At 69.7% G+C, this 12,322-nt stretch carries 8 protein-coding genes and 2 CRISPR repeat arrays (1 of these 10 running past the window's edge); all 8 genes read right to left on the bottom strand.

Annotated features, from left to right (window positions below; all coding sequences use genetic code 11):
• Positions 1 to 40: 40 nt before the first annotated feature.
• Positions 41 to 1,299: a CRISPR direct-repeat array (repeat unit 29 nt; unit sequence CGGATCACCTCCGCTCGCGCGGAGAGCAC).
• Positions 1,300 to 1,317: 18 nt separating this feature from the next.
• The 8 genes from cas2e to STRBO_RS0125365 all read right to left on the bottom strand — a co-directional run bounded on the left by cas2e (position 1,318) and on the right by STRBO_RS0125365 (position 10,947).
• On the bottom strand, positions 1,318 to 1,629 hold the full coding sequence (cas2e, locus tag STRBO_RS0125400) for a type I-E CRISPR-associated endoribonuclease Cas2e (protein WP_005477416.1): 312 nt from the start codon (positions 1,627 to 1,629) through the stop codon (positions 1,318 to 1,320).
• Positions 1,630 to 1,666: 37 nt separating this feature from the next.
• Positions 1,667 to 2,665 carry a type I-E CRISPR-associated endonuclease Cas1e gene (gene cas1e / locus STRBO_RS0125395; protein WP_020115036.1) on the bottom strand — a complete coding sequence of 333 codons (999 nt, stop codon included), beginning with the start codon at positions 2,663 to 2,665 and terminating at the stop codon, positions 1,667 to 1,669.
• Positions 2,662 to 3,336: a type I-E CRISPR-associated protein Cas6/Cse3/CasE gene (cas6e, locus tag STRBO_RS0125390; RefSeq protein WP_020115035.1), complete on the bottom strand. Its 675-nt coding sequence runs from the start codon at positions 3,334 to 3,336 to the stop codon at positions 2,662 to 2,664. The genes cas1e and cas6e overlap by 4 nt, the downstream gene beginning before the upstream one ends.
• Positions 3,333 to 4,154 (bottom strand): type I-E CRISPR-associated protein Cas5/CasD, encoded by an 822-nt coding sequence (cas5e, locus tag STRBO_RS0125385; protein WP_020115034.1) that lies wholly within the window; start codon positions 4,152 to 4,154, stop codon positions 3,333 to 3,335. The genes cas6e and cas5e overlap by 4 nt, the downstream gene beginning before the upstream one ends.
• Positions 4,151 to 5,332, bottom strand: a complete 1,182-nt coding sequence (gene cas7e, locus STRBO_RS0125380) for a type I-E CRISPR-associated protein Cas7/Cse4/CasC (RefSeq protein WP_005477412.1) — start codon at positions 5,330 to 5,332, stop codon at positions 4,151 to 4,153. Before cas7e ends, cas5e begins: the two co-directional genes overlap by 4 nt.
• A gap of 59 nt (positions 5,333 to 5,391) precedes the next feature.
• Complete coding sequence (gene casB / locus STRBO_RS0125375; RefSeq protein WP_005477411.1) at positions 5,392 to 6,120, bottom strand: type I-E CRISPR-associated protein Cse2/CasB; 729 nt, start codon at positions 6,118 to 6,120, stop codon at positions 5,392 to 5,394.
• 42 nt (positions 6,121 to 6,162) lie between these two features.
• On the bottom strand, positions 6,163 to 7,734 hold the full coding sequence (gene casA / locus STRBO_RS0125370) for a type I-E CRISPR-associated protein Cse1/CasA (RefSeq protein WP_020115033.1): 1,572 nt from the start codon (positions 7,732 to 7,734) through the stop codon (positions 6,163 to 6,165).
• A 237-nt stretch (positions 7,735 to 7,971) separates the two neighbouring features.
• Positions 7,972 to 10,947, bottom strand: a complete 2,976-nt coding sequence (locus STRBO_RS0125365; RefSeq protein WP_237547394.1) for a CRISPR-associated endonuclease Cas3'' — start codon at positions 10,945 to 10,947, stop codon at positions 7,972 to 7,974.
• 99 nt (positions 10,948 to 11,046) lie between these two features.
• A CRISPR array of direct repeats spans positions 11,047 to 12,322; the repeat unit is 29 nt; unit sequence CTGCTCTCCGCGCGAGCGGAGGTGAACCG (it continues 521 nt past the right edge of the window).

Raw genomic sequence — 12,322 nt, 5'->3', positions numbered from 1 at the left:
GAGAGCACGCCCTTCGTCCTTGCGAGACGGACCCACTCGGCGGATCACCTCCGCTCGCGCGGAGAGCACGGTATCCGCTCCGAGTCCGCCGGCGCGATCCGCGGATCACCTCCGCTCGCGCGGAGAGCACCGATGAGGAGGGTCGTGGTGCCCCACTTGGGGCGGATCACCTCCGCTCGCGCGGAGAGCACGACTGCCTCGCGACTGCGCCGGATGCTGTCTCCTCGCGCCGGATCACCTCCGCTCGCGCGGAGAGCACAGTACGAGCACGCGACCAAGGGGAAGTCATGGCGGATCACCTCCGCTCGCGCGGAGAGCACAGGCGTCCCATCTCCTTGAGCCACTGCTGCCACGGATCACCTCCGCTCGCGCGGAGAGCACATCACCCGGCCGCCGATCTGGAACCGGAGGTACGGATATACCTCCGCTCGCGCGGAGAGCACGCGGCCGTGGGCCCCCGTCACCGGCCCGCTTCAACGGATCACCTCCGCTCGCGCGGAGAGCACGTGCCCTGCGACCGGATGGCCGACGCGAACGCCGGATCACCTCCGCTCGCGCGGAGAGCACGGCCTCCGCAAGCCCGAGTTCTCGTGCAACGACGGATCACCTCCGCTCGCGCGGAGAGCACATGGCCGGACCGACCGTCATCAGCCGCTTGAGCGGATCACCTCCGCTCGCGCGGAGAGCACAAGGATCTTCTCCTTCAGGCTCCCGCCGGCCGCGGATCACCTCCGCTCGCGCGGAGAGCACGCGGCCGATCAGGTTGTGCTTGGTGGCGAGTTCGGATCACCTCCGCTCGCGCGGAGAGCACCCGTGCTGATCGTGGGCACCGCATGGCGCCTGCGGATCACCTCCGCTCGCGCGGAGAGCACATGCCACGGCGGCTCACCGAGGAAGAACACAGCGGATCACCTCCGCTCGCGCGGAGAGCACCGGGTCGACGAGAACACCAAGGGCCGCAAGGACGGATCACCTCCGCTCGCGCGGAGAGCACGCGATGACAGCGCCGATGGTGCGGTGGGCGAGCGGATCACCTCCGCTCGCGCGGAGAGCACCATCTCGCTCTCGTACTCGGCCCGGCGGTCAGCGGATCACCTCCGCTCGCGCGGAGAGCACCCCAGCTTCTCGTAGAGAACCTGTCCGAACCGCGGATCACCTCCGCTCGCGCGGAGAGCACTGCATGGCGACGTTCTCGTCGTAGACGAGGGGCGGATCACCTCCGCTCGCGCGGAGAGCACTGTTCCCCTGGCTCAGGTCCACTGCTGGCGGGCGGATCACCTCCGCTCGCGCGGAGAGCACCTTTACTGACCTGCACCGCTAGAGTGGCTTTGCGGTTTCTTTACCTTCCGCCAGGAATGCGACCAGGGTCATGCCATCGAAGTCGAGTGGGTGGCGTCGGTGGGTTCCTGCGGTGCGGAGTTCGAAGCCTTGCTCGTTGTCACTGGGGTAAACCAGGACGGACACTCCGTCACCTGTGCATGCGGTCACGGAAGTCCAGAGTTCGTCGCGTACGCGGGCCGAGACAGTGCCTACGTACAGCTCGGGTGTTACTTCGAGGAGCCAGCGGGTGAGGGCGCCGCGGAGGTGGTCTGGGACCGCGGTGGCGGAGATGGCGATCATGGAGGCCATGGCGGTGTGCTCTTCCTCTTCGCACGAGTATGGGTGGTCAGGTGTCGGCGGCGTGGTTGGCGCCGCCGGGCACGGGGCCGGTGACCGGGTCCCACAGGTCGACGAGTTGCTCCTCGGGATCGGGGACGTCCCGGCTGGATCCGGGATCGAGGAGGTCCTGGATGTCGGTGACGATGCGGGGGAGGAGCTTGAACAGGCGCAGGCCATTGCGGAAGGAGCGCCGGGCTTCGGCTTCGGGGTTGGTGGAGTTGTGGAGGGAGAAGGCCAGGGGGATCGTCAGGTCAGCTTTGTAGAGGTCGGCGATGTCGTAGACGAACGCCTGTTGGTTGCCGCTGTGGACGTATCCGAGGGCTGGTGAGCAGCCGAGGGCGAGGATCGCGGCGTGGACGATGCCGTAGAGGCAGGTGTTGGCGGAGGAGAGGGCAAGGTTGACCGGATCCTGGGTGTCCCAGGAATCGGGATCGTAGGCGCGGCGGAATCGGCCGATGCGGTACTGCTGGGCCAGGAGGCGGTAATGGGCTTTGACGCGCTGGCCTTCGAGTCCGCGGAGTCGGGCGAGGCTCGTGCCCGACGTGACGGTGCCCGCTCCGAATCGCTTCTCGTACATCGCTGTCGCTACGGCCAGGCGCCGGGCGTCGTCGGCCCAGGCCTTGGTCTGGCGTTCGAGCCAGGTGGTAGTGAGTGAATCGGGGAGGGCTGCGGCGTACATCCGGACTCCGCCGGAGCCGGCAATGACGACGGTGGTGCCGTGGCGGGCAAAGGTGGCCAGTGCGCGAGCGGTGATGGACGTGCCCGGGCCGAGGAGAACGCAGCTGAGGGCGGCGGTTGGTAGGTAGACGGTCTCGGTGCCGCGTTGTTCGCTGGTGACTTCGGCGCGGACGCCGGTGTCGTCCTGCTGGATGCGCACGATGTCGAGGTACAGGAAGGACAGGGAGTCGGCGATGCGAGGGAGCATCGCGACAGTCGGGGCCGCGAGCCTGCGTCGTGCCTGGCTGGCGGTGTGTTTGGTGCCGGGTGGGGCGGTGGGGTGGGTCATGGGGTGGTGTCCCTTGCGGGGGCGATGCTGAGAAGGCCGCAGCCGTATGCCTTGCCGCGGCCGATGCCTTCGGTGATCTTTTGGCGGAGGAGGTCGGGGTCGGTGATGGTGGCTGATCCGTCGAAGCGGGTGCGGGCGTGCCGGATGCGTTGTGCGGGGCCTGAGTTGGGGGTGCGGGTGGCGTGGGCGGTGTCGAGGGGGTGGGAGTGGAGGGTGAGGGGTTTCAGGCCGGCGGTGTCGGCCTGGCGGGTCCACCATTCGTCGGCGTGGGCGCCGGTGAGGGGGACGACGGCGGGGAGGTTGTAGAGGGCGCGGGTGGTGGCGCCGGGTTTGCGTACGGGGCTGGCGGCGCAGCGGTAGCGGATGGTCAGGCCTGGTTTGAGAGCGTCGAGGAGGGTGCCGAGGGGGCGGCTCTGGGTGGTGCCGTAGTCGTCGGGGAGGTGGGTGAGGTCGGGCTGGTGGGTGCTTTGCAGAAGGATGTGCGGTCCGGCGGGGGTGTCGTCGATGCGGAACAGGACGCCGAACCGGGCGCGGGGGTCGGGTCCGGCCTGGTCCGGATAGAGGGACATCAGGCGTCGGTGCAGGCTCATGGCTGCTGTGTTGCCGACCAGGTCGCGGCGGGCCTCTGCGGAGCGGGGGTTAGGGACGATGCGGGTCAGCCAGATGCTCAACGTGGGCTCCCTTCGGGGTGGTTGAGGTAGGCGGTGAGGGTGCGCAAATGGTCGGTGCCCAGGCCGGTGTGCCGGTTGGCGGGCAGGTGGAGGGTGCGCCGGTACAGGGGCCGGGAGCGGTAGGCGCGGTGGCGTGTGTGGAAGGTGAGGGGCTGGTCGTTGATCTCACCGGCCGGATGCGTCCCGGTGTCGGTGGACGGCCGGGTACTCGTTTGGGGTGCGGGCAGGTGGTCGAGGGGGTGGTCGGAGAGGAACTCGATCGCGCCCGTGTCGCCTCGGGGCGCAAGAGCGGCCAGTGGCAGGTGGACGAGGTGGTGCAGTACGTCGTCGAACTGGCCAAGGAGGAGAGGGCCTTCGGGTGGACAGGAGCGGCGGCCCAGGTATGGAGGCCAGCGCGGGGCGGCGAGGGCCGTCGCGACTCGGTGGAGGAGATCGGTGTCGCCGCCTGCGGTGAGGGCGAGGGTGAAGGCGGCGTCGGCCAGGTAGCTGCGGTGGGTCAGCAGCGTTCCGGTGTCACCGGGGCGCTTCTTGCCCTCAGCGGTCGTGACCGTGGCCTTCGCGGGCAGGCCGCCGCCGACGGTGTGCAGATCCCGCAGGATGATTCCGGGCCGGTCCGTGCGGATGGTGATCGACAGGCCGGTGAGGTCGTCGATTCCAGCGCCCCGATGGCGGCCGAGGGCGGCGGCGATCAGGCCGATGACGCCGGAGCGGGTGGGGAAGCGGGCGGTGTCGCGATCGTTGAAGTGACTGCGCTCGCCCCAGGACTGCAGCGGGCCCGCCAGGCGCAGCAGGAGCCCCGTCTCGGTGGTGGCGCTCACGCGGTCGCCTCGGCCGTCGCGGGGGTGAGGGCAGCGTCCAGGGCGGTGGTGATCAGGTCGTCGAAGGAGTCGCGGCGCTCGCCGAGTCCTGCCAGGTCGTCGCTGTCGAGGCCGGCCCAGCCGGAGGCGAGGAGGGCGCGTGTGCCGAGCAGGGTGTTGGCGGCCTGGGCGTAGTGGGAGAGCCGGGTGCGGGAGAGGTCGGCGAAGCCGCCCTGGGGACTTGCCTGGACGGGCTTTTCGAAGGCGGCGGCGTAGGACAGGGGCCGGTCGGCGCGGACACTGACGTGGACGAGGTCGGGGATGGTGTGGGGGGCGGTGGAGTTCTTCTTGGCCTGGGGCAAGGACGTGATGAAGGACGTCAGGAAAGCGGCGGTCAGGTCGCGGGCGGCTGCGGGCTCGTCGCCGATGTTGGCCGTCAGGTCGCGCAGATCGAGGGTGGCATAGCGGTAGAAGGTGCCGGCGCTGAATTCGGCGTGTCCCATGTGACCGCTGCCGCTGGCGTCGTTCCACAAGGCGGTGATGTCGTCCACGGCGGAGAAGTAGTCGAGTTCGACGTCGGTCTCGTGAGTGGTCAGGGCGTGGGCGACCTGCACGGCGCCGTCCACCCCGGCGTCGTCGATCTCGGCGAGCATCCGTCCGAAAAGGTTGATGACCCCGTTGCGGGACCGCAGCACGCTCTCCACCTCCGCGGTGGGCAGGACGCTCTTGTCTGCGGGCTTCTTGATGTCCTTGGCCTGCTCCAGAGCCGCGCGGTGGCGTTCGGCGAGGTCGGCCAGCTCGGCGACGGCGGCCTCCGGCACGTACACCATGGCGTTGGTCAGCACCTTGTTGGGCACGGCCTGCTTGCCTTCGCCTGGGGCCTTGGCGAGTTCGAACTTGATGCCGCTGGCCGCCGCGACGTGGCCGCCTGCCCGCTGGGCCAGCTCGGTGGGCCAGCCACGCAGTGACAGGTCGCGGCTGACGCGTTCACCGATGCGGCGGGTGCGCAGCGCGGCGTCGCCGATGTGGTCTTCGAACACGCTGCGGATGGCGCGCTTCCAGGACTGGCTGCTGACACGGGTCCGCAGTGTGTTGCCGTACTGGACGGTCTTGACGGAGTTGGTGTCGTCCCGGTTGAGGTTGGCGAACGGGACGGACTGCAGGACGTGGATGTCGATGAAGCGGGCCGGTGCGTTCATGGCGGGTTTCTCGTTTCTCGGGGATGTGCAGGTGAGGGACGGGTCGACCGGTTGTCCGGTCACCCGGTGGGGTTGTCCGCCTCGGTTTCCGTCTGGTCGGCGCGGTCTGCGTGCTCGCGCAGGGCCTTGGTGCGCTGCATGTAGTAGTGCTGCAGCCAGCGTCGGGAGATCGTTTTGGAGTGGGCGGGCCAGGCGGCGAGGTCGGACAGCATCTGCGCCCAGTCGATGTGCACGCCGGTCTCGCGCAGGTAGCCGACCGCGGCGGGCAGATGCCGGTGCAGACCGTTGAGACTCTGCCGGGTCAGTAGATTCAGCCGTGTCTCGGCGGTGGATTCCCGCATCTCCCGCTCCCGGCCCGGGCTTTCGGTCACGGCGAGCGCGAACGCGTGGCCCAGGCTCTGCCCGTATCGCGGGGCGGGCGCCCTCTCCGAGGCCGCCGCCTCCGACCCCGATCCCGGGTCCGAGACGGGGGCGGAGTCGGTGGCGGTGGCGGTGTCGGTGTCGGTGTCGGGGGTGGCGTAGCTTGTGCGGGGCTGCGCGGCGATCATCGCGGCCACCGCGTAGTACGCCCGCTGCTCGGACTGGGGCACCTGACCGTTGCGGGGCAGCCAGGGGGAGACGAAGCGGTGCATGCGGGGCACGTCGTCGAGTCCCCGGCGCAGGCCGCTGCGCAGCGCGGTCCGCGCGCCGGGATCGTCCCGGCACAATTCCTCGATCCACCGGGTGAAGGCGACAAGCCGCTGTCGCGGGGTGTTAGTTCGGTCGTCTGTGACGGTCTGGGTGGTCATGGGTTGCCTTCCCCTGCTGTGGCGATGGACGGGGCATTTCGGTCATCCGGCCTGGGGGGTCGCCGTCTTCTTGCGGATGCCCCCGAACAGTTCGGTGCGGGCGTTGGAGACGGCTTTCGCGCCGCGCTGGGTACGGGTGATGGAGGCGGTCACCGTCTCGTAGGCGTCGCGGGCAAGAGTCAGGAACGCGATACGGGCGGCAGCCTGGTCGAAGCCGACGTTCGGCACCTGGCCGGTGCGGTCGAGGAGACGGAAGCGGCTCCAGAACTCGGCTTCGGCGAGCGGCCAGTAACGGGCGGCGGCCTCCGCTGCCCAGGTGTCACCGTTCGCCTTCGAATCGTTCGTGTACTCGGCCCAGGCGCGCTTGACCGCACGCTCCAGGCGGCGCCCGTACATCTCCCCGAGCTGACGCATCCGTGCCACCGCCGGCGCAGTCGCCGGCGCCTCCTCCTCGGCGAAACCGAGGACGGGCGGCGTGGCAGCGTCCACGAACTGAGTGTCCTTGGCCTGCCCTTCCTGATCGAAGCCGAGCGCCCGCACCCGCAACTCCTCCGAGACCTCGCTCGCATATTCGAACACCCTGGGACGCTTCGGCTGGGCCGTACCGGGCGGTTCCTTGAGCAGCAAAGCGTCGAGGTCCCGCCACAGTGCGCGCCGGGAATCGGCCGGGCGGGGGTAGCGGTTGTTCTGCTGGCTGATCTGCCAGATCAGATAGTTGTCGTCGCGCGGGATACGGCCAGCGCGGTACGCCCAGGTGATGTACGCGTCCCGCACCAGCTCCGGGTTGTTCTCATCGGGGACCAGGAGCAGGGCGTGCTGGGAGCACGCGGTCAGCCGCGCACACGGCCCCTTCGGAACGAGCGGTGCCTGATCGGGGTCGGGTAGTTCCTCCCGCTCCCACGGGCACGGGTCTTCGTTGCGCCGCACGGTCCGCTCCGGCTGGACCAGGCCCGCCAGCAGCGTCTCGAAAAGGGTCTCCCCTACAGGGTGGTAAGACAGCGCGGTGCGCAGGGGGCCGGCGGTTGCGCTTGCGGACTTGACCCCGTTGACCTCGCGGGCCGAACAGCGTCCCGAGGGCCCGTAGTAATGCCACACCAGCAGGTTCAGTACCGCTTCTGGTGCGGTGGGCAGATCGGGCCGAGCGTCACTGCCGTGCCGGAACCAGGCGTGTGTGTTGCCCGCCGGGCGCGTCACGATCAGCTTGTTCACCCCCGCGGTCCTGTCCGCGTCGCACTGCTGAGCCAGCCGCGCATCCTGCATCCACGGCCGCCCGCTCACGGGGTCGTACACGAAGAACCGCTGCCGGTACTTGGCGATGTAGGTGTCGATCCCCTCGCGGGGCAGTTGCCCGCCCTCCACGATGTTCAGACGCCGCATCCCCCAGTCACCGGGCCCCGCCTCGTCCAGTTCGGTCACCCGCGAGGTCAGGGCGTACAGGATGCGCAGCAGCGCGGAGTGCGCGGGCGGATCGGCGATCGCGAGGGTGGCGATGTCTTCACTGCGGAGGAGCAGGTCGCGCAGGCCGACGCGCTCGGCACGGTCCTCCAGTACGTGGGGAGCCCATCGGACTGGGATCCAGGGTTCGTCGAACAAGTTGTAAACGCTGGTCGGCATCGGACTCCTGTCGCCGGGTTGCCGGTCACAATGGGGTGGGGTCTCCGCAAGGGCGGAGGTGAACCATGGGCTGCCCCTGGGGCGATGTGGATCTCTCACCCCCTGCCCGCGCCAGCGGGTGGACGCCGACCGACAGTGGCGTAGGAGAAGAACTGCCATTGCCGGGACGGCTGTTGGCGACGCTAGGTAAGTGGGCCGCCCCTTGGGGCTATAAGGGCCGCGTGTCACCCGAATGGATTAATCGGCTTCCAGGCCCACGTCGGAGATCTGGATCGTCCGGGTGCCGTGCCGACAGCTCCACGCCGAGCCGGACCCGTTGCTTGCGGGGCTGACAGGCCGCATCACGAGCAGAACCAGGTCGCAAAGCACCGGGTGCTTGGCCCAGCTCTTGGGCGCCGGGTGACCCTCGGCTCCCCGCAGCCAACGGCCCGGAACCGGCGCCACACGGGCCATGACCTGGACCAACCCAGCATGAGGGAGTCCCTGCCGGTCACCGGTGGGCAAAGGAAGCGTTCCCGCCTCGTCGAGGGCCAGGCTGCCGTCGGGCTGCTCGTACAGGCACAGCACGCGTCCGGTGTCGGCGCCGAGCCGGGTGGTCAGCAGTTCCTCGGTGACGCCGGCTTCTCGGCGGCTGAGCTTGTAGAGGTCGCCGGCCACGTCGGCGGGGGCGCAGATGGTGACCATGTCGGCCAGGTGGGCCTGGGCTGCCTCGTCGGCCTGCCGTTCGGCGTCCATACGCCGCAACTCGCGCTGGGCGGAGCCGTCGAGGTGGTCGACGAAGTCCTCCGCGTACACGGCGTCCACCAGCTCCTGCACGTGCCCCGGCACCGCGATGCCAGCTTCTGCCCGCTCACGGAGAAGGTGTGCCGTGCGCTGGAGCAGTCCGGCGTCGTACACCAATCCCCAGGTACGCGGCACCAGGGTGGTGCCGTTGGCGTCGACAGGTTCCAGGACGACAAGGCGCGGCGTGTCCTCCGGCAGTGCCCAATGCGGGCGCCCGTTGGAGCCGCGTGCGTGGCGGCGTCCGCGCCCGGCGCGCTGCAGGAGCTGGGCTAGCGGGGCGAGGTCGCTGACGATCAGGTCGAAGTCGAAGTCCAGTGACTGCTCCACCACCTGGGTGGCGACAAGGATGGAGGCCGGGCGAGGGCGGGCGATGTCCGTGGCCGAGCGGGGTTTGCCGTAGGCCGTCTCGCACTCGCCGGTGATGCGCTGGCGGGTGTTCGCCGGGTAGCGCGAGTGCAGCAGCCGCAACCCTCCGTCACTTTGGACGAGTTGGGGAAAGGCGGCGCGCAGGTCGCGGACGGTCTGCTGGGCCTCGGCCACCGTGGTGCAGCACACCAGCGCGGTTCCACCGGCTGAAGTGACCGGCTCCAACGCTTCACGCAGGGCCTCGCGGCGCCCTCCGCCCTGCAGCGGGCTGCCGGCCGGGTCCGCGGTGTCCCATATGACGGGCTGCAAATGAACGTCCAGGGTGCGTTCGCGTTCGCTGCCGACCTCGTGCGGCGTGCTCACCTCGCCGGTGGCGGCGTCGGTGAACACCCATCCTGGGTAGCACGGCTGGACGGCGGACGGTTCGAGAAACCCGGCCCCGCGCCGGTAAGCGTCCACCAGGGACGAGGCCGTACGCCCCGACAGCGTCGCCGACAGCAGGACCACCGGAGCACCGAAGGCGCCCAGCCACTCCAGCAGACGGGTCAGCAGCTGGTGCATCCACGGCCCATAGGCGTGCGCCTCGTCGACCACGAACACCTTGTCGGACAGCCCGAACAGCCGCAGCGCATTGTGGGTGATCGGCAACACCGCGCTCAGCGCCTGATCGATGGTGCCCGCACCCAGCGGGGCCAGCAGCCCTCGCAACCGCCCGCGCAACCACATCCCGGCCGCAGTCGCGGTGGCCGCATCGGCGCTCACCTCGCCCGCTGCCGCTGCCACCCCGCCTAGCTGCCCGGCCGTCACGTAGGCGGGACTGAGCCAGGCCATCGAGTGCAGCAGCGTCAAGGCCCGCTCACCGCTCAAGGCGTGCTCGGCAAACGCACTGACCCGCGGGTACATGGCGTCGGCGGTGGCCATCGTCGGCAGCGCGAAGAACAGCCCCCGCGCCCCCGCCGCATGCCCCAGCACCGACGCCGCGTACAAGGCCGCCTCTGTCTTCCCGTCCCCCGTCGGCGCCGTGACTAGCAGCAGCCCCGCACCCTTCCCATGTACCACCCCCGGCAGGTGTGACACAAGATCGGCCTGGAGGAGGTTGGGCGGGAAGGGGAACATGTCCTCGAACCGCTCGGCAGTGAACCGGGCCCGCCCCAGCTGCGCGCCCGCTACCAGCCTCGGGGCCGCCTTCTGCGTACGCTCCCAGTGCTCGTCGATCTCCTCCGGCGTCCCCCGCCAACCGGCCGACGGCAGCAGTGGGACGATCGCCTCCGTCTGGCTGGCCAGCCAGTCCGCCACGACGACCAGTCCGGTGACGATGACTGCCAACTCGGCCGGCAGCCCCCGCTCCGGCACAGCCCACCCACCGGTGACCCGCCGCAACTCCACGAAATGCGCCCGCCGTTGGACTGCCCAGCCCTCGCCACCCAGGCCCGCCTGGTAGGCACTCCCGTGGGCCACCTCTTTGGCTCGCAGGACCGCGCCAAAGCATCCATGGTGGCCACCGAGCAGTTGCGCGACCTGATGGCTCACCGCTGCCCGCATCAGCCGGCTGTTGCCCGGATAGCCTGCCTCGTCGAACAGGAGCGTCAACGCCCAGTGCGTGGCCATCTGATGGCGAAACGCCCGCTCCCGCTCCGCACCGGGCGCATACCCGAACGCCGACTCGCTCCGAACCGCCGCGAACGCCTCCGGAACCTGAGCCTGGAACGGAGGAGTGATCTTCCCCAGATCATGCAGCCCCGCCCAGAACGCCAGCACCTGCCGGGTCTCGGCCATCGTCAGCCCCAGCGCCTGCGTAACCTTCTCGCGCACCTGATCACTCAGCAGCGCATCCCACAGTGCGCCGAACACCGCTGCGGCGTCGAGCAGATGGCAGACCACTGGGTACGGACGCGGAAGGCCATGTTCCTTGCCCCACAACCGGATGTCGATCGGGGGATCCCCGGGAGGGGCGGACTCACGCTTCATCATGACGGCAACGGATAGCAGGCCCCACTGACAATGCGCCCTCACCTGCGCGAAGACCAGACCACAACCGGCACGGGACCGTAAACTCCACACCATGGGGCCACAGTTGACGCGATATCTCGCCGATTCGGAGCGAACCGATCCACACACCGCAAAGAACTTGCAAAGTGCCTCAAGAAGCCCAGGTCAGCAAGCCTGCTCTCCGCGCGAGCGGAGGTGAACCGGTGATGTCGCCGTAGTGGGTACCTCCGGTGACCTGCTCTCCGCGCGAGCGGAGGTGAACCGCCCTGCACCGTGAACTCGCCGAGCTGGGCGAACTGCTCTCCGCGCGAGCGGAGGTGAACCGGCCAGCGCCGGGTAGGCGCCGGGCACGCTGACCTGCTCTCCGCGCGAGCGGAGGTGAACCGGCGGAACGCGGCGAGCTTGTCCTGCGCCTTGGCTGCTCTCCGCGCGAGCGGAGGTGAACCGGGGCTGCAGGGGCCGGTAAGGTGACGCTCACCCTGCTCTCCGCGCGAGCGGAGGTGAACCGTGGGGGGCGCCGACTCCGCGGCGGCCGCCGACCTGCTCTCCGCGCGAGCGGAGGTGAACCGAAGTTCGGGCACTACGTGAAGGCACGGTGGGGCTGCTCTCCGCGCGAGCGGAGGTGAACCGCGCCGCCAGGTCGCCGCCATGGACGACGTGACCTGCTCTCCGCGCGAGCGGAGGTGAACCCCACCCCAGGTGCCGCGTACGTCGCCACCCTCGCTGCTCTCCGCGCGAGCGGAGGTGAACCTTCGCTTTGACACCAACGTCGGTCCGGTTGTTCCTGCTCTCCGCGCGAGCGGAGGTGAACCGACTCGTCGGCACTGACCACCCGCAGAGCAGCGCTGCTCTCCGCGCGAGCGGAGGTGAACCGATCTCACTGGTCGCGGTGACGGCCGTGTTGCTCTGCTCTCCGCGCGAGCGGAGGTGAACCGTCCATCCCCACCGAGAGTCTTGATCAGTTCGACTGCTCTCCGCGCGAGCGGAGGTGAACCGCCGCGATCCGGCGCTCGGACGAGGCCACGCTTCTGCTCTCCGCGCGAGCGGAGGTGAACCGAACTCCTACGGGGCGGTGCGGTCGGGCGGGTGCTGCTCTCCGCGCGAGCGGAGGTGAACCGAACTCCTACGGGGCGGTGCGGTCGGGCGGGTGCTGCTCTCCGCGCGAGCGGAGGTGAACCGGATCCTTCGGCGCTGCTGGATTACAGCTGGGACTGCTCTCCGCGCGAGCGGAGGTGAACCGCCGCTCGCCCTCATGCGGTGGCTCGTACGGCTCTGCTCTCCGCGCGAGCGGAGGTGAACCGATCCGGGGGCGGGTCGGTCCTCTTGTTCTCCACTGTTCTCCGCGCGAGCGGAGGTGAACCGAACGGGTTGCGCTACGCGCCCGGCGAGACCTCCTGCTCTCCGCGCGAGCGGAGGTGAACCGGCCGACAGCATCCGGGCCCTGCTCGGT

Origin of the sequence: Streptomyces bottropensis ATCC 25435 (genome assembly GCF_000383595.1) — a bacterium.
Taxonomy (GTDB): domain Bacteria; phylum Actinomycetota; class Actinomycetes; order Streptomycetales; family Streptomycetaceae; genus Streptomyces; species Streptomyces bottropensis.
This window is presented reverse-complemented; position numbering and strand designations above follow the sequence as displayed.

Bases quoted from the DNA above. Each gene is read 5' to 3' on its own strand.
- cas2e (WP_005477416.1), bottom strand. From the start codon at position 1,629: ATGGCCTCCATGATCGCCATCTCCGCCACCGCGGTCCCAGACCACCTC.
- cas1e (WP_020115036.1), bottom strand. From the start codon at position 2,665: ATGACCCACCCCACCGCCCCACCCGGCACCAAACACACCGCCAGCCAG.
- cas7e (WP_005477412.1), bottom strand. From the start codon at position 5,332: ATGAACGCACCGGCCCGCTTCATCGACATCCACGTCCTGCAGTCCGTC.
- casB (WP_005477411.1), bottom strand. From the start codon at position 6,120: ATGACCACCCAGACCGTCACAGACGACCGAACTAACACCCCGCGACAG.
- casA (WP_020115033.1), bottom strand. From the start codon at position 7,734: ATGCCGACCAGCGTTTACAACTTGTTCGACGAACCCTGGATCCCAGTC.
- STRBO_RS0125365 (WP_237547394.1), bottom strand. From the start codon at position 10,947: ATGGTGTGGAGTTTACGGTCCCGTGCCGGTTGTGGTCTGGTCTTCGCG.